The organism is Acinetobacter sp. NEB 394, from assembly GCF_013374795.1.
Classification (GTDB): Bacteria; Pseudomonadota; Gammaproteobacteria; order Pseudomonadales; family Moraxellaceae; genus Acinetobacter; species Acinetobacter johnsonii.
Genome location: NZ_CP055277.1, coordinates 1,182,884 through 1,203,343 on the forward strand (window position 1 = coordinate 1,182,884; position 20,460 = coordinate 1,203,343).

The 20,460-nt window shown below is 42.2% G+C and carries 16 protein-coding genes, 1 tRNA gene and 1 pseudogene; 8 read left to right on the forward strand and 10 right to left on the reverse strand.

Features of this window, described 5'->3' with window-relative positions:
- Nucleotides 1-108: 108 nt before the first annotated feature.
- The 5 genes and pseudogenes from HUK62_RS05565 to HUK62_RS05585 form a co-directional block, all read right to left on the reverse strand.
- Nucleotides 109-1,335 (reverse strand): amino acid aminotransferase, encoded by a 1,227-nt coding sequence (locus HUK62_RS05565; protein WP_176537310.1) that lies wholly within the window; start codon nt 1,333-1,335, stop codon nt 109-111.
- 29 nt (nt 1,336-1,364) lie between these two features.
- Nucleotides 1,365-2,765, reverse strand: coding sequence for an amino acid permease (locus tag HUK62_RS05570; protein WP_004981288.1), 1,401 nt, complete (start codon nt 2,763-2,765; stop codon nt 1,365-1,367).
- Between the two features lie 182 nt (nt 2,766-2,947).
- Nucleotides 2,948-3,811, reverse strand: a pseudogene (locus tag HUK62_RS05575) (VOC family protein); the annotation flags it as partial.
- Nucleotides 3,812-4,459: 648 nt separating this feature from the next.
- Nucleotides 4,460-4,535: transfer RNA gene (locus tag HUK62_RS05580), tRNA-Arg, on the reverse strand.
- Nucleotides 4,536-4,614: 79 nt separating this feature from the next.
- Nucleotides 4,615-5,967 carry an amino acid permease gene (locus HUK62_RS05585; protein ID WP_176537311.1) on the reverse strand — a complete coding sequence of 451 codons (1,353 nt, stop codon included), beginning with the start codon at nt 5,965-5,967 and terminating at the stop codon, nt 4,615-4,617.
- Nucleotides 5,968-6,298: 331 nt separating this feature from the next.
- Between HUK62_RS05585 and prpF the strand changes: the two genes are divergently transcribed.
- Both prpF and HUK62_RS05595 read left to right on the forward strand, forming a co-directional pair.
- Entirely contained in the window at nt 6,299-7,489 is a 1,191-nt protein-coding gene (prpF, locus tag HUK62_RS05590) for a 2-methylaconitate cis-trans isomerase PrpF (protein WP_176537312.1), read from the forward strand.
- A 316-nt stretch (nt 7,490-7,805) separates the two neighbouring features.
- Nucleotides 7,806-8,717, forward strand: a complete 912-nt coding sequence (locus tag HUK62_RS05595; protein ID WP_176537313.1) for a farnesyl diphosphate synthase — start codon at nt 7,806-7,808, stop codon at nt 8,715-8,717.
- A gap of 141 nt (nt 8,718-8,858) precedes the next feature.
- Here HUK62_RS05595 and HUK62_RS05600 read toward each other — a convergent pair whose 3' ends face one another.
- The 4 genes from HUK62_RS05600 to HUK62_RS05615 all read right to left on the reverse strand — a co-directional run bounded on the left by HUK62_RS05600 (nt 8,859) and on the right by HUK62_RS05615 (nt 11,915).
- Nucleotides 8,859-9,716, reverse strand: coding sequence for an SPFH domain-containing protein (locus HUK62_RS05600; protein ID WP_004981272.1), 858 nt, complete (start codon nt 9,714-9,716; stop codon nt 8,859-8,861).
- A 15-nt stretch (nt 9,717-9,731) separates the two neighbouring features.
- Nucleotides 9,732-10,205 (reverse strand): NfeD family protein, encoded by a 474-nt coding sequence (locus HUK62_RS05605; protein ID WP_004694603.1) that lies wholly within the window; start codon nt 10,203-10,205, stop codon nt 9,732-9,734.
- A gap of 97 nt (nt 10,206-10,302) precedes the next feature.
- On the reverse strand, nt 10,303-11,220 hold the full coding sequence (locus HUK62_RS05610) for a patatin-like phospholipase family protein (RefSeq protein WP_176537314.1): 918 nt from the start codon (nt 11,218-11,220) through the stop codon (nt 10,303-10,305).
- 65 nt (nt 11,221-11,285) lie between these two features.
- Nucleotides 11,286-11,915, reverse strand: a complete 630-nt coding sequence (locus HUK62_RS05615; RefSeq protein ID WP_010326216.1) for a 1-acyl-sn-glycerol-3-phosphate acyltransferase — start codon at nt 11,913-11,915, stop codon at nt 11,286-11,288.
- A gap of 136 nt (nt 11,916-12,051) precedes the next feature.
- Here HUK62_RS05615 and HUK62_RS05620 point away from each other — a divergent pair, with 136 nt between their 5' ends.
- The 6 genes from HUK62_RS05620 to HUK62_RS05645 all read left to right on the forward strand — a co-directional run bounded on the left by HUK62_RS05620 (nt 12,052) and on the right by HUK62_RS05645 (nt 19,705).
- Nucleotides 12,052-13,308, forward strand: coding sequence for an MFS transporter (locus HUK62_RS05620; RefSeq protein ID WP_176537315.1), 1,257 nt, complete (start codon nt 12,052-12,054; stop codon nt 13,306-13,308).
- A gap of 141 nt (nt 13,309-13,449) precedes the next feature.
- Nucleotides 13,450-14,574 carry a porin gene (locus HUK62_RS05625; RefSeq protein WP_176537316.1) on the forward strand — a complete coding sequence of 375 codons (1,125 nt, stop codon included), beginning with the start codon at nt 13,450-13,452 and terminating at the stop codon, nt 14,572-14,574.
- Nucleotides 14,575-14,942: 368 nt separating this feature from the next.
- Nucleotides 14,943-15,875 (forward strand): IS5 family transposase, encoded by a 933-nt coding sequence (locus HUK62_RS05630; RefSeq protein WP_176537317.1) that lies wholly within the window; start codon nt 14,943-14,945, stop codon nt 15,873-15,875.
- A gap of 168 nt (nt 15,876-16,043) precedes the next feature.
- Entirely contained in the window at nt 16,044-17,702 is a 1,659-nt protein-coding gene (locus HUK62_RS05635) for a phosphoethanolamine--lipid A transferase (RefSeq protein WP_176537318.1), read from the forward strand.
- A gap of 3 nt (nt 17,703-17,705) precedes the next feature.
- Nucleotides 17,706-18,386, forward strand: coding sequence for a response regulator transcription factor (locus HUK62_RS05640; RefSeq protein ID WP_176537319.1), 681 nt, complete (start codon nt 17,706-17,708; stop codon nt 18,384-18,386).
- Between the two features lie 2 nt (nt 18,387-18,388).
- The gene (locus tag HUK62_RS05645) at nt 18,389-19,705 is read left to right on the forward strand and encodes an ATP-binding protein (RefSeq protein WP_176537320.1); all 1,317 of its coding nucleotides are present in this window, start codon (nt 18,389-18,391) and stop codon (nt 19,703-19,705) included.
- Here HUK62_RS05645 and HUK62_RS05650 read toward each other — a convergent pair.
- Nucleotides 19,695-20,405 carry a phosphatase PAP2 family protein gene (locus tag HUK62_RS05650; RefSeq protein ID WP_176537321.1) on the reverse strand — a complete coding sequence of 237 codons (711 nt, stop codon included), beginning with the start codon at nt 20,403-20,405 and terminating at the stop codon, nt 19,695-19,697. The two genes, HUK62_RS05645 and HUK62_RS05650, sit on opposite strands and share 11 nt — an antisense overlap.
- Between the last annotated feature and the right edge of the window lie 55 nt (nt 20,406-20,460).

Genomic DNA, 20,460 nt, shown 5'->3' on the forward strand with positions numbered 1-20,460 from the left:
CTAAGCTGAAACCCGTAGACTGAGGTTGCCTTGATTCAAGTTCCGAATAATAACGATAAAAAAGGCTTCTAACCCTAGAGTGAGAAGCCTAAGTGAACATGATATATTTTAAGCAAGCACAGACTCAGCGGAACTTGCCGCTTTAAGCACAGTCGCCATCGACTCAGCCACATAATCAATATTGTTTAAATTCAGGCCAGCAGTACACATACGGCCGCTGCGGACTAAATAAATACCATAATCGTCTTTCAGCAAATCGACCTGTTCTGCACTTAAGCCTGTATAACTAAACATGCCTTGTTGCTGGGTCAGATAGCTAAAGTCCATATCTGGTAAAGCTTGACTGAGTTTGTCTTCAAGTAAGCGACGCATCAGTAAAATGCGCTGACGCATTTCTTCTAATTCAGACTGCCATAGCTGAGACAACGCTGTGTCATTTAATACCTGACTCACCAATAACGCACCGTTGGCTGCTGGGCTAGAATAAATGCGGCGGACTGTCGCTTTAAGCTGACCCAATACATTTTGGGCAATGTTTGCGTCATCACAGACAAAGCTTAAGCTACCAACGCGCTCGCCATATAGGGAGAAAATCTTGGAAAAAGAATGGCTGACAATAAAGTTCATACCAGACTGATCTAGCGCATGGATAGCATAAGCATCTTGCTCCAAGCCTTGGCCAAAACCTTGATAGGCCATGTCCAAGAAAGGAATCAAGTCATTTGCTTTTAGAACCTCAATCACTTGATCCCATTCATGAGGTTCTAAATCTGCACCTGTCGGGTTATGACAGCAAGGATGCAGTAGTACGATACTTTGAGCAGGCAGCTGCTTTAAGGTATCTAGCATCGCAGTTAGATTTACGGCATGGGTGTCCGCATCATAATAAGGGTAGAAATGGGTTTGAACACCCGCGCCATTAAAGATCGCAATATGGTTTTCCCACGTCGGCTGACTGACCCAGATCTCGGACTGTGGAAAATATTTGTTTAAGAAGTCTGCACCCACTTTGAGTGCACCAGAACCACCCAAAGTCTGAATGGTGACGACACGCCCTTGCTGACGAGCAGGGCTCGCCTGACCGAAAATCAGTTCTTGCGCAGCCTGATTAAAGCTCTTGAGTCCATCCATTGGCAAATAGACTCGGACTTTGTCATAGTCAGGAATTAAATGAGTATAGGCTTTTTGAACCGACTGTAGCTGCGGCACGATATTATCTTCATTATAATAAAGTCCGATACTGAGATTGACCTTATTCTGGCGCGTATCTTTGCTGAATTCCTCCATCAGAGAAAGAATCGGGTCACCTGCATAGGCATCAATATGTTGAAACATGAATACATCCTAATATGATAAATACGATATTACGCTTCTGGTAAGGAGGTGATTTTACTTTTTTCAAGCAACGCAACATGATCTTCTTGCTTCCGTTTAAAGAGGTAAGCTGTCAGTAAAATCGCGATCCAGACTGGAATCATGAGAACTGCAATTTGCATATCTGGGCTACGACTCATAATGAGCAGAATACTCGCCATGAAGGCAATACATAAATAATTGGTAAATGGATAGGCCACACTTGGAAAGTGAGTTTTTACCTGCATGCGATTCATGGCTTTTTTAAACTTTAAATGTGTATAAGAAATCACGACCCAGTTAATCACAATAGCCGCTACGACTAGCATCATGAGTAAGTTAAATGCTTTTTCAGGAAATAAATAGTTAATCAGAACACATATTAAAGTAAAGAAAGCTGAAACCATAATGGCATTTACAGGAATACCACGCGGATTAATTTTGCTTAAAAATTTTGGGGCATTGCCTTGTTGTGCCAGACCAAGCAGCATTCGGCTGGTACAGTAATTGGTGCTGTTATAGACAGAAACAGCTGCAGTCAAAACCACAAAATTCAAAACAGCGGCCACGGTTTGGCTGCCCAACGAGTCGAAAATCAATACAAAAGGACTACCGCCTTCAGCCATCATATTCCATGGATAAAGCGACAAAATCACGACTAAGCTTAAGATATAAAACAATAAGACACGGTAAACAATTTGATTGACGGCTTTTGGGAGGGTTTTTTGAGGGTTATCTGTCTCTGCTGCTGCAATGCCCACCAGTTCAATTCCACCGAAAGCAAACATAATCATGGCCATAGCCATCACTAAGCCTGTAATACCATTGGGGAAGAAGCCACCGAGCTGCCATAAATTTTGTAAGCTAGACTGGCTATGACCACTACCGCTAGCCAGCAAGTAACTCCCAAAAGCAATCATGGCAATAATTGCCACGACCTTAATAATGGCTAACCAAAATTCCATTTCACCAAATAATTTCACGTGCAGTAAATTAATGACATTAATGAAAATAAAGAAACCCAAAGCAGAAACCCACGTTGGAATATCAGGCCACCAGTAATGGATATAGAGGCCGACAGCACTGAGTTCAGCCATACACACTAAAATATTCAGTACCCAATAATTCCAGCCAGACATAAAGCCCGCAAATTTGCCCCAGTATTTATAAGCAAAATGACTAAAAGAACCACTCACGGGTTCATGCACAATCATTTCACCGAGTTGGCGCATCATAAGAAAGGCAATAAGGCCTGCGATGGCATAGCCTAAAATAACAGAAGGTCCTGCGAGTTTGATGGTTTGTGAAATACCGAGGAATAGCCCCGTGCCGATAGAACCACCGAGGGCGATGAGCTGAATATGACGATTACTTAAACCTTTTTTCAGGTTTCCTTGTTCAATATGCTGCATTTTTATTCTTCATCCATGTGAGATAAAGCCTTGAACCATGATGATGTTTAGTTATTTTTATATTGTCATCGGAGCAGACTTTAATTTTACGAGTATAGTTCTTGCGCAAAAGTTAAATTTCCCTGTACATAAAACTATATGTACAGGGAAATTCTAGAAATCGTTTAAGCTTTAGATACATCTAAAACGCCACGTTTTTGTAGTTGATCGGCAGGTTCACCGTGGTTAGGCAAACGTTCATCTAGCATTTCATAATAGGTATTGGGTGGAGGTGTCATGAACTTGGCACCTAGAGCTTTGAGTTTGTCCCAAATGCTGATCAGATCATCACAAATGAAGGCAATATGCTGAATACCTTCACCGTTAAATTCATTGAGGAATTCGGCAATCTGACCATTTCCTTTATCCGAATCTTCATTGAGCGGAATACGGATTTTGCCATCGGGCGCCGTGAGTGCCTTGGACGTCAGGCCAGTATATTCACCTTTAATATCGAAGTAGCGAATTTCTTGGAAGTTAAAAATCTTTTCATAGAAATCAGCCCAATACTGCATACGGCCTTTATACACATTATGGGTCAAATGGTCGATTTCATATAAACCTGTACCGACAGGATGGGATGGCATATCATCAAAGAAGATGAAGTCATTTTGGTAAATGTCACAATCGACGAGGAAAATAGGAGATCCCCCAATCCCTTTAATCGCTGGGATATTCAGCTCCATCGGACCAACTTGGTTGTAAATTGGTTCAGCATCAATTTCTATCGCCTTTTTAAATGCCTTTGCCGCATTCTTGGTGCGGAAACCCATTGCACAGGCAGAAGGGCCATGTTCTTTATAGAAATAAGCTGCATACGATTCAGGCTGATAATTTAGAATGATATTAATTTTGCCCTGATGCCATAAATACGCATTTTTAGACTTATGCTTTGCCACTTTGCTGAATCCAATGGTTTCAAACACCGCATCTAGCTGACCATCTTTAGAAACAAATTCAATAAATTCGAATCCACACAGTTCTAATGGGTTGGCTAATTCATTCATACAACGTCCTCATTTCTTTTTTAAGCAATCCTATTGCTTATCTTTTTAACGATTCCTTTCAGAGCTAACGGACTGGTCGCTACAATTCTAGAGCGAGAGAGACAAATCCGTTTGTCTGACATGGGGCACCTGTTCAGCAACATTCTCAATGTTGAGTGAACAAGTGTAGAAGTTTTAATTCATCATACTTGATCTAAATTATTATTCAATACGTAATTTAATTATGTAATAAATAAAATTGGCAAATGATTGACCTATAAATTAAATTAATATTATTCATAAAAATATTTTTTAAAATAGGGGGCACTTTGTTATACCAAGATTTCAGAATGAAATCTGTGCTATAGCACTAAAATAGAAGGGAAAAATTGTGTATGGAATTTGGCTCATTCCGTGCATCTGTTGAGAACAGCTATTTTAAACAGCCAAACAACTGATTCGAGCACGAAAATTAATTGTAAAGTCTCTAGAACAGTTTGACTTAGTTAGACCTGATTTGAAAACCCAGATGTAGGTGTCGCCGCGAGCGAGTTTGAGCGGCTGTTGAATCAGCGTCCAAGTTTGAAGGGGATTATTAGTATCACATGTGATAAATCGAATTTTTAGTGTTTATGATTAAGCTTAGAGAGGTTGAAAACAACCATAAAATGGTGCGCTCTGCGGGACTCGAACCCACGTCGGTCGCTTAGGAGGCAACTGCTCTATCCAGTTAAGCTAAGAGCGCAAAAGTGCGGTTAATGTAGCTGATTTTACTCAAAAAAAATAGTTATTGCCGAAACAATAACTATTTAAAAATGAATATTTTATGCTTTTCTATACAGAATTTTGTATAGAACGAACATTAATACGATCCAGATTGGAATCATGATCACAGCGCCGCTTAAACCTTGAGTCCACATGATGTAAAGCACTACAGCAATAAATGCAAGAACAAGGTAGTTACTGAAAGGCGACCAAAGTGCAGGAAATAATGGTTTTTTCGCTTCGCTTTTCATGGCCTTCATAAATTGAAGATGAGTTAAGCTGATCATGGCCCAGTTCAATACCAAAGCACCAACAACAATATAAATTAAGTTGCTGAGAGCATCTTCTGGCGCAAAATAATTCAACAGTACACAACCGAAAATGAGCAATGCTGAAAACAAGACTGCTGGAATTGGTACGCCTTGCTTATTGGTTTTACTGAATATTTTAGGTGCATTACCTTGCTGTGCTAAACCAAACAGCATGCGGCTGTTAGCATACATACCGCTGTTATATACAGAAAGTGCTGCAGTCAAGATAATAAAGTTCAGTAAATGCGCAGCCCAACCGATACCTAATTGACTGAAGATCATTACAAATGGGCTCTTATCTAAGCCACCAAGTTGCAAATCATTCCAAGGTACAAGCGATAACAAAATGGTCAATGAACCCACATAGAAAATGAGGATACGGAATACCACTTGGTTGATTGCTTTAGGAATTGATTTTTGTGGATTATCAGCTTCTGCTGCAGCCATACCAATCAATTCAATACCGCCAAAGGCAAACATGAGGAAGGCAAGCATATAGAATAGACCTTCAACGCCATGTGGGAAGAAACCGCCATGTGACCAAAGGTTGCTAAATGAAGCCGTGGAATCTGCGTCTGCCGTAGCCAAAAGATAAAGACCAAATACAATCATAGCGACGACGGCCGTGACTTTGATGATAGCTAACCAGAACTCTGATTCACCGTAAAATTTCACATTACCTAGATTGACTAAGGTAATGATCACAAAGAAGGTGAGAACAGATGCCCACGCAGGAATGTGGGGCCACCAGTAGTTGATATACTTCGCAACAGCGGTCAGCTCGGTCATGGCCACTAGAACATATAGAATCCAGTAGTTCCAGCCTGCAAGAAAGCCTGCAAATTTGCCCCAGTATTTGTTTGCAAAATGACTAAAAGAACCTGCAACAGGTTCTTCAACGATCATTTCCCCGAGTTGACGCATGATTAGAAACGCAATTAAACCGCCAATTGCATAACCCAAAATAATGGATGGGCCAGCAGATTCAATCACATGTGCGGAACCTAAAAATAAGCCAGTACCAATTGCGCCGCCCATGGCAATCAATTGAATATGACGGTTCTTTAAGCCACGCTGAAGTTGAGACGACTCTTTATTCAAGTTATTTCAGCCCGACAATGGATAAGTGTTTCCGATTGTAATAGATCGCGAAGAAATCGCATAGTAGCTCAAAATTTATGAAAAAAAGTTATTATTCATATGAAAAATAATGTGTAATGAATTGTAAATAAAAAACATACGAATCAATATATTAATTTTATTTAAATTATCAAATCAGGAATTTTATTTGGAAACCAGACGTTCACAAATGATGTTTTTTTAGACTTAAGTCTGTATTTTACGTAGGCATAGGGAAAAAAGGTATGATGAGCCTAAGTTAAATCAGATCTTTTGACTTAACACAATGATAAATATGAAGGATTCAATAAAAATGAGCTTTGCACCGCAAATCAAAATTCCAGCAACGTATATGCGTGGAGGGACCAGTAAGGGCGTATTCTTTAAATTAGATGATCTCCCAGAAGCCGCGCAACAGGCTGGACGCGTTCGAGATCAGTTATTGCTCCGTGTAATTGGTAGCCCAGATCCTTATGCAAAGCAGATTGATGGTATGGGTGGTGCAACATCGAGTACCAGTAAAACGGTGATTTTAGCGAAGAGCCAACAGCCTGAACATGATGTCGATTATTTATTTGGGCAAGTATCGATTGATCAGCCTTTTGTCGACTGGAGCGGAAACTGCGGTAACTTAACGGCTGCGGTGGGTTCATTTGCGATTTCAAATGGTTTGGTCGATGCTGCACGTATTCCAGAAAATGGCATCTGCACAGTCCGCATTTGGCAGGTGAATATTCAAAAAACCATTATTGCACACGTACCTATTACGCAGGGGCAAGTTCAAGAAACAGGTGATTTTGAACTTGATGGTGTGACGTTCCCTGCTGCAGAAGTGCAAATTGAATTTTTAGATCCAGCCGATGATGGTGAAGATGGTGGTGCAATGTTCCCAACAGGGAATTTGGTTGACACTTTAGAGGTTCCAGAGATTGGTCGCTTTCAAGCGACATTTATCAATGCAGGTATTCCGACCATTTTCTTAAATGCAGAAGACATTGGCTACACGGGGAGTGAATTACAAGACGCAATTAATGGCGATGCCAAAGCTTTAGCACGTTTTGAAACCATTCGTGCCTATGGTGCAAAACAGATGGGGCTGATTCAAGACATTTCTGAAGCTGCCAGTCGTCAACACACGCCTAAAATTGCTTTTGTTTCTAAGCCAAAACAATATATCTCGTCGAGTGGTAAAACCATTACAGAGCAAGACACTGATTTATTGGTTCGTGCACTTTCTATGGGTAAATTACACCATGCGATGATGGGGACAGCAGCTGTTGCCATTGGTACTGCAGCAGCGATACCAGGAACCTTGGTCAATTTGGTCGCGGGTGGTGGAGCACGTGAAGCAGTTCGTTTTGGTCATCCTTCAGGGACTTTACGTGTCGGAGCGCAAGCGATACAAGAAAAGGGTCAGTGGGTGGTGAAAAAAGCTGTCATGAGCCGGAGTGCACGCGTACTAATGGAAGGTTGGGTGCGTATTCCAGCGGAAAGCTTGGATTAACGCTATGTAAAAAGCCTCTTTCTGTAGAGGCTTTTTTATGTCAATTCTAGGTCTGCGATAAGAGGTCTAAAAATAACCAAGACCATGAGTAGTGAATTTTAGGGCTTGATTGCTTGTGTAATGGTTGCTTGAAATAGTAGAAAAGTCATTCTTATCATCTCGTCTGCAAAAATTAATAGAATACTGTGCCTTGTTTGTGCTTTCGGCATAGAGAAAGCGGGCAGAAAGCAGTATCATGCCAACAGATCATTTTAAATGATCGGCTCAGGCAAACTGAGTACCAGATTAATTTATCCTATTGTTATTCGAGGCGAATGTGTCAGCACTAACCGACGTATCAGCAAATGCACTCCAACAGGCTCAACAACGTATTCACGATGATTTATTGACGGCACTTGATGCTTTTTCAATTCCGGAACCGTTAAAGAGTGCTGTGCATCATGCGGTCATGTTAGGTGGCAAACGTGTGCGTCCTGCGCTGTGCTATGCCACGGCACATTTAAATCCAAACAATAATGCAGCTGCCGTGCGCCGCGCCGCTGTAGCTGTGGAACTGATTCATTGTTACTCTTTGGCACATGATGATTTGCCTTGTATGGACAATGATCTTTTACGTCGTGGTCAGCCGACCTGTCATGTGGCTTATGGTGAAGATACGGCTTTGCTTGCGGGCGATATCTTACAGTCCATGGCATTTGAAATTTTAGGTAGCCGTCTGTTTGATGCAGGCCCTATCGTTGATCAGGGCATTGTACTGAAGCAGATGCAAATTTTAGCGACAGCGAGTTCTAAAATGGTGTGTGGACAAGTCCTCGACCTACAAGCCGAAGGTAAACGCGTCGATCAGGCTGCACTTGAAAATATCCACCGAAATAAAACGGGTGCTTTGATCTCTGCTGCGGTGATGATGGCCGCGGTGACCATATTTGACGGTTGCGATCAAGCGATTCCAAAATTACGCGAATATGCCCAAGCGATTGGTTTAGCTTTTCAGGTGCAAGACGATATTTTAGATATCATTTCAAATACAGATGTACTGGGTAAAACCGCAGGGAAGGATGAGCAAGTCGAAAAATCGACTTATCCAGCTTTGATGGGACTTGAGTCTGCACAAGACTATGCCAAAACTTTGCATGATCAAGCCTTTGCCGCTCTGGCTTATTTCCCAACGGATGCGGCAGCAGAACTTAATCAGATTTCACAGTTTTTATTGGCTCGCCAAAGCTAAGTTTCAGTGTTTAGATTAAAAAAGAGGACATAGCCTGTCCTCTTTTTTTAATGCTTGTTTCTTAGAGGCTTGAGTTTTTCCTCAACCACAATAAAAAAGACAGCTCGAAAGCTGTCCTCATTTAATCAAACCACACATCAGTTAGATGTCTTTACGTCCCATAACACCACGGATGGTACTTAAAATATCGGCTGGCAACACCACTGTTTTAGCGTTGTTCGATTTAGACATATCTTGCATCGCTTTGACATATTGTTCACCCAACAAGTAAGCAACAGGAATTTCCTTGTCGCCCACAGCCGAAGTGACCATTTCAATAGCACGCTGAGAAGACTCTGCTAAGACGACTTGCGCTTCTGCGTCACGGCGAGATGCTTCTAAACGGCCGTCTGCCTCTAAAATCGCTGCTTGTTTTTCACCATCTGCTTTGGTCACGGTCGCACGACGTTGACGTTCAGCCGCCGCTTGCGCTTCCATTGCTGCTTGCATGGTTGAAGAGGGTTGAATATCCTGAATTTCAACGGTTTTTAGAGTAATGCCCCAGTCTGAAATATCATCCGAAATGGCTGCTTTAAGTTTGGCTTTAATGTGATCACGAGACGATAGCGCATCATCGAGATCCATTTCACCAACGATTGAACGCAGTGAGGTTTGCACTAAGTTTTGAATGGCCCATGTATAGTTTTCAATCCCATAGACGGCATTTACAGGCGTGGTAATGTTGATATATGCCACTGCATTCATAAGCAAAACGGCATTATCGCGGGTAATCACTTCTTGAGAGGGAATGTCTAATACAATGTCTTTGGTCGTCACTTTATAAGCCACTTCATCGACATAAGGAATCACAAAGTTGAGACCTGGATTCAACGTGGTATGGTATTTACCCAGACGTTGTACGATCCATTTATAACCTTGTGGAACAATACGGACACCTTTAAAAATGGTGACAGCGGCAAAAGCCAAAATTGCTAAAACGACAATAAATCCACCAGACATATGCTTAACTCACTTTTATCTATTTTCGTTGGTTGAGAGATGTGCTTTGACCATTAAATCATTGCCCAGTATTTCAACGACACGCACTCGGTCGCCGACATGGACTTTATCTAAAGTACGACAGTTCCATTCATCTGAACCGAGTACTGGAATGGGAAAGCGAACGCGAATGTGTTCACTTTCAGGACTCGCTTGAATCACCATGCCAATTTGACCGATGGTTGCTTCGCGAGACAGTCCTGCTTTGGTTTTGTCAGTCGAAAGCGGTTTAATAAATTTAAACCAAAGTAAAGTGCATAAAATCGACAAAATAATCCACGTCACAAACTGCGTGGTAACACCCATCATGGGGAACATCCAGTACAAAATACCGACCATAATGGCCGCAATACCGAACCACAATGCGGCAAAAGCAGGCAGAATCAGCTCTGATAACATTAACAGAACGCCCAATACAAACCAGTGCCAAGGTTCAAAAGCAAATTCCATACATCTACTCATATATTCGTTATAGGGATATAGATGCAGAAGCATCTATATCAATTTAGCAGATGAATAAGTCTTTGAATATTAAAAATCAAATTTTTTAGAATTTGGCTTTGGGCGCAGGTTTAAAAGCAGCTGGGGTCTTTTTAAAATCGACAATGGCTTTTTCAATCGATTTAATTTTGAGCTGCGCGGCTTTTTCACCTTCTAAAATAGATTGATTGCTGGCTTTTAAGTCCAAAGTGCCTAAGTGTCCGACTTTGGGTTGAATCACCACAGTCGCTTGGCTCAATTCTTCATTGATGCTTTGCTGCCCCATAATATTAATGGTCTGGTCGAGCAAGCCCCACATATTGAGGGGTTTGTTGCCGACAGGACGAGCTGAAATATCAATCGCGATCACAATATCCGCGCCCATGTCCTTGGCTGTTTTGACTGGAATTGGGCTGACCAGACCGCCATCGACATACTTGGTTCGACCAATCACCGCAGGGACAAAAACGTTCGGAATACTGCATGAAGCACGTACTGCTTGGCCCGCATTGCCTTTGATAAAGTCGGCCTTACGTCCAGTGTCAAGACGGGTCGCCACCGCAGCAAAGCGGATAGGGAACTGTTGAATTGGTTTGTTGCCGACGTGTTTGTTGACATAGTCTTGTAGCTTTTGACCTTGAACAAACCCTTGGGAGTTGAGGGTTAAGTCTCGAATGTCCGATTCTTTTAAGGTCAAGGCAATTTGCTGAAGCTGGAAAGGCGTTTTACCACTGGCATAGATACTGCCCACAAAACTTCCCGCACTGGTTCCCGTAACAATTTTAGGTTTAATACCATGTGACTCTAAAACTTTAAGCACCCCAATATGTGCAAAACCTTTGGCACCGCCACCGCCGAGTGCAATCGCAATCACAGGTTCACGAGCTTGAATGGGAGTAGTTGTTGGTGTTTTCTTTGATGCAAGATCACATCCTGCCATAGTCAGTGTGAGTGCACCAATCAGAGATAAACGAGCAAAATTCATGGTCAACAGTACTAAAATGCAAAACAAATAATGCTGCACATCTCAGCAGATTCGACCTTGATTTACTAGCTATTTTTTAAGCGTTTTTGTAAAGGCTTGGCCAACCATTTTGGGTTCTTGGCTGAAAATTTGCCGATATACAGATCTAAAATATGCTCTAGGTCTTGCTCAAAATATCCAGTAGGATGAAACACGCCCAAGCAGTGAATAGTTTTTTGCGCATAATCAAAGGAAAACATCACAATTGGAATCTGTGCACCATACGCAATGCGATAAAAGCCACTACGGATGGATTCGGCTTGCTTACGTGTGCCCTCAGGTGCCATCCCGACCCAAATTTTTTCTTTGCTGTGAATAATATCGATAATGTCTTGGGTTAACCCTTGGGCATGGCTACGATTGACAGGAATGACGCCAACCCACTCAAGTAAAGGTTTCAGTGGGGTATGAAACAAACTATTCTTGCCAAAAATGGTGATTTGCAGGCCTAAGCCCAGTAGAGCCGTAAAGCCATGCCATGCATCGATATTGGAGGTATGCGGCGAGATAATTGCTACCGCTTTAGGCAGGTTGGGAAATTCGCCAACAAAGCGCCAACCTTGCGCCAAATAAAGCTGCTTAAAAATAGCGCGAGTGAATGCAGATGAGCTACGACTTGGAACTTGATCTGGTAGTTCTGGAAAATATTGGTTCATTGTTATTATACTCAATCGACCAAGATGTATATGATCTCATCATAAGCACTGATCGGCTTGAATTCATTGGCAAAAAAAGTGAACGGATAGCGATCTCAGATGAACATTTTGACCAATCCATGTATATAGGAACAGCATGCTACAGACTCGCAATGTATATATTTTGCTGTTTTCATTGTATTGGGCGCAGGGCTTACCTGTTGGGTTTATGACCCATGCCTTGCCTGTCATTTTAAGAGCACAGGGTGTGTCACTGGCACAGATTGGGGGCTTCGGGCTGCTGATGTTGCCGTGGTCGGTCAAAGTGTTTTGGGCACCAGTATTAGATCGTTTTGGGATCACCCGTTTTGGCCACTATCGGAGTTGGGTTATTCCATTGCAGTTCCTTACGGTGCTGGTGCTGATCGGACTATCTTTCCTCCCGATTGATGGATTAAATCAACCTATTTATTTATGGGCTTTCTTTGTGGGCCTCCTGAGTATGAATTTGCTCGGGGCAACGCAAGATATTGCAACCGATGGATTGGCGGTCAATATTTTAAAAGGGGAGCAACAGCACTGGGGTAATACCTTTCAGGTGATTGGATCGCGTCTGGGTTTTATTGTCGGTGGTGGAGCAATCTTGTGGGCATTAGATTGGCTGAGTTGGCAGAGCACTTTTTTGATGCTGGCGGCAATGGTCTTTATAAACACGCTGCCGATTTTAATTTATCCAGAGCCAAAGCATCGAGCTGTTTCAGAAGCTCAGCCTACACCTTTCAACCTCCAACAGATCAAAAACTATTTGGCTTATTTTGTCCAGAGTCCTTTGCTTGCAGCATGGTTAGCAGTGCTATTGAGCTTTAAAATTGCTGATGGTTTAGCAGGGCCACTTTTGAAGCCTTTGATGGTCGATTTGGGTCTGAGTTTTTCTCAGATAGGGCTTTATGTCACCATGTTGGGTGCATGTGCCGCCTTAATAGGTGCAGGACTTGCGGGCTATAGTTTGAAGTTGATTCGCCGTGCCACGGCTTTAGTGCTGTATTCAGTGCTTAAAATATTCAGTCTGGCGGCTTATACATGGTTAGCCTTTCAATATGAAAACCAGCACAGTATTCAGCCGTGGCTGATTTATCTGATTAATGCCTTTGAAGATATGACCTCATCGATGCTGTTGGTGGTCATGCTCACCCTAGTGATGCAGTACAGTCGTAAACATCTGGCAGGTACGGATTTTACTTTTCAAGTGGCGCTGATGGCTACTGTCAGTGGCGGTTTGTATAGTGTGAGCGGTCTATTGGGAGATTGGCTCGGCTATTTTAATTATCTGTGTATGATTGTAGTCATTGCGATGTTGAGCCTGTGGTTTATCTTCAAATGGCGTAGCATTGCGATGCATTCAGACCTTTCATAATTCATTCATAAATAAATCATAAAAAGTGCTAAATAGTGACGTAAACAATTAAAAAATATAACTAAATAATTTTTTAATTGTTCTGTCATATATGTCTGAACGGTAATATTTGTAACAAATTTACCGTAGGATATTTTGATAATGAAAACACAAATTGCAGCCGCAATCGCTTTAAGTTTAGTGGCAGGGGTAACATTCGCAGCACCTAGTTTTTATGGTGAAATTGATGTCACGGCCGATTATTTACCTGAAGACAATGCTTCGCCAAATAAAGACCGCGATGTGGTCGAGTTGAATTCTAACAACTCCTTTTTGGGGTTAAAAGGCGAAGAGAAGCTGACAGATCGCTTAAATGCACTCTACCAAGCTGAATTTACCTTTTATGTAGACAATGGCGGTAGCACCGATACTTTCGTTCCGCGTAATTTACTCGTAGGCTTACAAGACCAGAAATTGGGAACATTGAAAGTCGGTAAAATTGATACCCCTGTTAAACAACTGTCTTCAGTGGTAGATACCTTTAATAACTATGTGACCAACAAAGCCGATGTGGCGGGGATTTTCACGGGTGAAAACCGAGTCGATAACGTGCTGGTCTATGAAACACCTGCTTGGGGAGTGGGCGCAGGTAAACTGAAAGCTGCGGCACTGTTAGCAACAGGTGAAGCTGGTGGTATTGAAAAATCTAAAGGCGGGGCAAAAGTTGCAGGGCGTGGTCTAGGTGATGCTTGGTCAGCGTCAGTGGTCTATGACAGTAAAAAGTTTGTTGCAGGGATTGGTTATGATAAGGCCATTCCGTCAACTTTTGCAGGACGTGGCACGTTGAATGCGTCAGCGCCTGAAGTGACTGGCAGGGTTGCAGGCAGTGCCTTTGCAGCAGCAGATACCGTACGCGCGATTGGTCGAGTAAATCTGAATAATGGTTTAGCGTTGAAAGCCTTATATCAAACTTCTGAAGTGGCGGATGTACAAGGCAATGATGCTGCCGCGGCTGCCATAGATGATGCACAAGGCTGGTTGGTTGGGGCTGAATATAACTTACCGACTGCCAAAGCTTGGACAGTGAAAGCGCAATACAGTCAAAACTCAACCAGTTTTAAAACATCTAAAGATGACTTTGATGCACAGCAGTTTATTGCAGGTGCTGACTATGCCTTTACTAAGCAAGTTAAAGCTTATGGTTACGCAGGGATTTTAACGCTTGAACAAGCATCATTTGAAACCAAACAACCTGTAGTAGGCACAGGGATTGAATACAAATTTTAATGTTTAAGTAATAGAAAGGGCAAAGTCTCTAAAGATTAATGCGAATGAGTTAAGGAGTTTTATAGAAGCTCCTTAATTTTTTGTCGTTTACGATGGAATCTTCGTATTTTAAAATTCAATATTTGGAGCTCGTCCGTTCTTTGGTTGAGCCAAAAGAACCAAAAACATTTGTCTTCCGCAAAACCTCTTTCTTTTCTGCATTTAAATGATCATTTTGCCAAAACATTCCTTTTAAATGGACATGCAGGTTTCGGATGACGTTTCCGCGTATTAAATAATATTGTGGGCTCAAAAAGGGCATCTGATTGCTTAACGGCTTTGTTGCACAAACCTATCTGTAAAGGGTTTTTCAGCGATATAATTTTCAAATGAAGAAGCCTACACACAAAATCTACCGCACAACCAATTGGCCCGCATATAACCGAGCACTCATGAGTCGCGGAAATATTGCCATTTGGTTTGATCCTGCTACGCAATGGTATGCGCCATCAAAAGGCAAACAAGGGCGAAATCAAACCTACTCCGACGCAGCCATCCAATGCTGCTTAATGATTAAATCCTTATTCCGTCTGTCTTTACGTATGGTCACTGGCTTTGTGCAAAGTCTGATTAAACTTTGCGGATTAAATTGGATAGCTCCAGATTACACCACGCTTTGTAGAAGACAAAAGCATATTGATATTGTAATCAGCTACCAAAAAAGTAGCGATGGGCTGCATCTACTCATGGACTCTACAGGCATGAAGTTTCTAGGTGAGGGCGAATGGAAACGCAAGAAACATGGAGCTGAATATCGTCGCCAATGGCGTAAACTACATATTGGTATAGATGCCAAAACCCTACAAATACGAGCAGTTCAGCTCACAACCAATAATGTCAGTGATTCACAGGTGCTTGGTGATTTACTTAATCAGATTCCACAAGATGAGCAGATTGACTCTGTTTATACCGATGGAGCTTATGACACCAAGCAATGCCGTGAGGTCATTGCAGATCGGCAAGCGCATGCGGTGATTCCACCTAGAAAAAATGCGAAACCCTGGAAAGATACAAAGAGTAGCTTGCTAGAGCGAAATGAATTACTTCGAACAGTTACACGTTTAGGCAGGACACTATGGAAAAAATGGTCAGGCTATGATCGGCGAAGTTTGGTTGAAACTAAGATGCATTGCATCAAATTATTAGGAGATAAACTCAGTGCAAGGAGTTTTGATAGCCAAGTGAATGAGATCCATGCACGTGTAGCAGTCCTTAACAGATTTACGGAATTAGGTCGACCACTTACCCAAGTTACGCCTTAAATTTGGCTCAATTAGGGGCGCTTTGCATTTCAAATCTTTGTGCAACAAAGCCTTGCTTAACTGATCGGTATGACTTTATATATTTGGCCACAGCGCCTTTTTTATTTAAGCGAGTTTTAAGTTTAGAAAACTACATTGGGGCATCCGCTCAGCAAGACATGATTTAAAATGTTCAATTTGCAGTCTATTTTTAAAGAAGTTTCACTTTCGCGCTTTAACGTATATTTGGCGCTGTGGTTAGCCGTAGTTTTAAACGTGATGTTCTACAAGCAAGTTCAGCTGCTTACGCCCTATCACGGTTTCAAAGCTTATGCCTTTATCGGGGCAACCATTTTGGTGGTGTTGGCTTTTTATCATTTGGTTTTTCAGCTGCTACAGTGGCGACCGATGGCTAAAGGGTTGGCTGCGTTATTGATCATCATTGGTGGAATGAGTGCGTATTTTGTTAACAGTTTAGGCGTTTCGATCACACCAGATCAAATTCAAAACATGATGCAAACCGATGGCAATGAAGTGCGAGACTTGTTGTCATGGCGTCTTGTACTGTGGATTGGGGCGATGGTGGTACTACCTTTAGTGGTTTTATTTAAGGTCAAAATCCGCCGTGATCCTTTTAAAACCGTGTTATTGCACAAGCTGTTCGGTAGTGCAGTTTCTATTTTGCTGATTGCAGGCATGTTGTTTATTTTCTTTGTTGATTATGCCGCGATTTTCCGTGAGCATCGTGATCTCAAAGGGATGATTTCACCGCAAAATGCGATCAGTTCAACCCTGTCGTATTATAAAAAGAATCGACCACAGCAGCATTTACCGTTGGTGACTTATGGTGAAGATGCCCATTTGGTAGAGCAAGTCAAACAGCAAAACTTGCCGAAATTGATGGTTTTGGTGGTCGGTGAAACGGCACGTGCAGAAAGTTTTTCTTTAAATGGCTATGCGAAAAAGACCAATCCTGAGCTGGAAAAACTCAATGTCATCAACTTTAATCAAGTCAGTTCTTGCGGGACAGCCACTGCGGTTTCTGTGCCTTGTATGTTTTCAGGCATGCCACGTGAAAACTATGATGCACAGTTAGCGCACCACCGTGAAGGTTTATTAGATCTTGCACAGCGTGCTGGTTACAAAGTGACATGGATTGACAATAACTCTGGCTGTAAAGGCGTTTGTGATCGGGTTGAGCAGTATAAAATTCCAGAACCGATACAGAAAAAATGGTGTTCAGCCGATGGCGAATGTACCGATGAAATTTTGGTGGATAGCTTAAAAGCGTATATGGCTGGTATTGCGGCTGATGATAAAACGCCACGTTTAATTGTATTACACCAAATGGGCAGTCATGGACCAGCTTACTATAAGCGTTCAACGCCTAAGTTTCAGCCCTTCCAACCAATGTGCGAAACCAATGCCATTCAAGCCTGCACACCTGAACAGCTGAAAAATAGTTATGACAACTCCATTGTTTATACCGACCATGTGTTGAGTCAACTGATTGGTGTATTAAAGCAAAACTCAAACTTTGAGACCGGTTTTTGGTATTTATCTGACCATGGTGAGTCGACTGGTGAGCACGGTCTGTATTTACATGGTTCACCTTATGCTATTGCACCGAGCCAACAGACCCACGTACCGATGCTGATGTGGTTTTCAGAAACATGGCAAAAGCAGAATCCGCAACAAATCGCTTGCTTAGGGCAACAAAAAAGCCAAGAATTAAGCCAAGATCATTTGTTCCCAAGTTTACTGAGTTTACTTGGGGTAAAAAGTACGGTGATTGATTCAAAAAATAATATGTTAGAACACTGTACTGCGACCAAAGCGAGCGCTTAGACCATGTCAAAAATATTGATTATTGAAGATGATTTTATGATTGCAGAGTCCACACAAACGTTGCTGCGTTATCAGCAGTTTGATGTGGTGTGGGTCAACAATGGTTTTGATGGTTTAAAGCAATTGCAACAATATCCATTTGATGTGGTGTTGTTGGATTTGGGTCTACCGATGATGGATGGGATGCAGGTCCTAAAAAATATTCGCTCGCTTTATCCGACTATGCCAGTGCTGATTATTTCAGCGAGAGATCAGTTACAAAATCGAGTCGATGGTTTAAACCATGGTGCGGATGATTACTTAATTAAGCCTTATGAGTTTGATGAGTTGCTGGCACGTATTCATGCACTATTACGTCGTAGTGGCGCGTTAAAACAGCAAAAGCAAAGCCAGACTTTGAGTTATGCAGGTCTAGAGTTAGATGAAGATTTGCACTTAGCCAAGTACAAAGGGCAGACCATTGATTTGTCGAACCGAGAATGGGCTATTTTAATTCCTCTGGTCAGTCATCCCAATAAAATTTTTTCCAAAACCAATTTGGAAGAAAAGCTCTATGACCTTGATTCGGAAATTAATAGCAATACCATTGAAGTTTATATTCACCATTTGCGTGCCAAACTTGGCAAAGACTTTATCCGTACCATTCGAGGTTTAGGCTATCGTTTGGGGCAGGTTGAAGCATAACGATGGCGAAGTCGACTCCTGTTTCTTTAAAGCGTCAACTGATTACCTATACCTCTTTATTTAGTATTGTGATGGGCTGTTTGTTGGTGATTGCAGCGTATCGCATTGCACTTGAAGAGACCAATGAGATCCTCGATGCACAAATGCGTAATTTGGCAGAGCGTGTTGCAGCGCATGATCCCGCTCCAATTAAGAGTGAATTTGAGGCGGACGGACACTATCACGAAGAAGATTTATTTGTAGATGTCTGGTCGTATGGACTGCCTGAACAACGGCAACATGAGTTTGATTTATTAATACAACCTGTCAAAAAAGCAGGATTTTATACTCATCATACAGCACAAGGCTTATGGAATACCTATGTGCTGCCAACAGAAAAGTATCAAATTCAAGTCAGTCAGCAGCGCAGTGTAAGACAAAAGCTGGCTTTAGAGCTGGCGGCCAATATGTTGATTCCATATTTACTGTTTATGCCTTTGGCTTTATGGGGACTAAGTTGGATTATTGGGCGTAGTCTAAAGCCCTTAGATGAGTTTAAAGCGGAACTTGCACAGCGTGAACCATATGAACTGAGTGAGATTCGTCCAGACGGTTATCCACTGGAAATTCTTCCGACCATTAATGAAATGAATCGTTTATTTGAACGCATTTCGCTGTCGCAAAAAGAACAAAAGCAATTTATTGCCGACGCAGCGCATGAGCTCAGAACCCCGATTACAGCACTGAATTTGCAAATGAAAATTTTGCTGCATGAGTTTCCAGAACACCAAGCATTAAAAAACCTAAGTTTAGGCTTAATTCGGACTCAACATTTGGTATCACAACTGCTCAATTTGGCGAAACAGGATGCTTCCTTACCAAGTTTAGAACCGACACAAAGGCTAGGGCTAAGTGATGTGGCGGTTGAATGTATGGAGCAACTGATGGAGCTGGCGCTAGCCAAAAGCATCGATTTAGGCTTGGAACAGCATGAAGCACTTTGGCTAGAAACTCAAAGTTCAGCCTTACATTCTATTGTCTATAATCTCTTGGATAATGCAATTAAATATACGCCTGAACAGGGTGTGATTAATGTCTCTATTTATCAGCAAGATCAGCAAGCTATTGTTCAAATTGAAGACAGTGGGCCGGGCATTGCGCCAGAACTTTATGATCATATTTTAAAGCGTTTCTATCGCGTACATCACCATCTGGAAGTCGGCAGTGGACTGGGCTTATCCATTGTCGATAAAGCCGCAGAAAAAATTGGCGCCAAACTGCACTTTGGACAAAGTACAGGATTGGGCGGCTTACAAGTTCAAGTGATCTTTAAGCTGTAGTTTCGGCTTGATTTGTGCTGGGCTGTGTAAACTGCTTATAACACAGCGCATATGTCAGTACATTGACCAGCCAAATCACCCATGCCGTCCATAAATTGTGACTGAGGAAATGTGCACCCCGCATCATTTGCGCCCAACCCATGACAAATCCTAAAATCAGGGCAGCAAGCAAATAAAACCACGCGCGTTTGGGTTCATTTAGACGGTATACGAAATATCCCACAAAGAGCGCAAAACCTGTTGCGGCATGTCCTCCAGGGAAGCAATGTCCTGCGCTGGCGGATAAGTCCCAAAAGAAATCATGTGTCGTGGCCAGAGTCATGTCCCATGGGCAGGCATGCGCGGATTGTGATTTTAAAATTCCAATGAGGCTGGTACTGATGAGGACTAAGCCAATGAAATAGCCATTTTGCCAACGCTGGGGTTTGAACGTAGCCCATTTATATGAAGCGAGCCATTTCAGTAAATAAATCACATACACTGCGATAATGATGTCTTTGACATAACGGTGATTCAGTTCTGCTAAGGCCCAGTCGCGCTTTAATGGAAAATGACCAGTTTGATCCATAAAGGGGTGAATCAGTTGTAAGTCGATGGTGCCCGCCACAGGGAAGAGCAGCCACAATACGGCAAAACCCAGCATCAAAATAAAAAACTGAAGGATGAAAAAACGTTGCTGATCCGACACAAGTGAGGCCATGTTATGAAAATAAGCGCTATTCCAACAGCGTCAGCTTAAACGAGGCTTAACATAA

Bases quoted from the DNA above. Each gene is read 5' to 3' on its own strand.
- HUK62_RS05605 (WP_004694603.1), bottom strand. From the start codon at position 10,205: ATGGAATTTGCTTTTGAACCTTGGCACTGGTTTGTATTGGGCGTTCTG.
- HUK62_RS05620 (WP_176537315.1), top strand. From the start codon at position 12,052: ATGCTACAGACTCGCAATGTATATATTTTGCTGTTTTCATTGTATTGG.
- HUK62_RS05600 (WP_004981272.1), bottom strand. From the start codon at position 9,716: ATGTCTGGTGGATTTATTGTCGTTTTAGCAATTTTGGCTTTTGCCGCT.
- HUK62_RS05615 (WP_010326216.1), bottom strand. From the start codon at position 11,915: ATGAACCAATATTTTCCAGAACTACCAGATCAAGTTCCAAGTCGTAGC.
- prpF (WP_176537312.1), top strand. From the start codon at position 6,299: ATGAGCTTTGCACCGCAAATCAAAATTCCAGCAACGTATATGCGTGGA.
- HUK62_RS05645 (WP_176537320.1), top strand. From the start codon at position 18,389: ATGGCGAAGTCGACTCCTGTTTCTTTAAAGCGTCAACTGATTACCTAT.
- HUK62_RS05570 (WP_004981288.1), bottom strand. From the start codon at position 2,765: ATGCAGCATATTGAACAAGGAAACCTGAAAAAAGGTTTAAGTAATCGT.
- HUK62_RS05625 (WP_176537316.1), top strand. From the start codon at position 13,450: ATGAAAACACAAATTGCAGCCGCAATCGCTTTAAGTTTAGTGGCAGGG.
- HUK62_RS05565 (WP_176537310.1), bottom strand. From the start codon at position 1,335: ATGTTTCAACATATTGATGCCTATGCAGGTGACCCGATTCTTTCTCTG.
- HUK62_RS05630 (WP_176537317.1), top strand. From the start codon at position 14,943: ATGAAGAAGCCTACACACAAAATCTACCGCACAACCAATTGGCCCGCA.
- HUK62_RS05635 (WP_176537318.1), top strand. From the start codon at position 16,044: ATGTTCAATTTGCAGTCTATTTTTAAAGAAGTTTCACTTTCGCGCTTT.
- HUK62_RS05640 (WP_176537319.1), top strand. From the start codon at position 17,706: ATGTCAAAAATATTGATTATTGAAGATGATTTTATGATTGCAGAGTCC.
- HUK62_RS05610 (WP_176537314.1), bottom strand. From the start codon at position 11,220: ATGAATTTTGCTCGTTTATCTCTGATTGGTGCACTCACACTGACTATG.
- HUK62_RS05650 (WP_176537321.1), bottom strand. From the start codon at position 20,405: ATGGCCTCACTTGTGTCGGATCAGCAACGTTTTTTCATCCTTCAGTTT.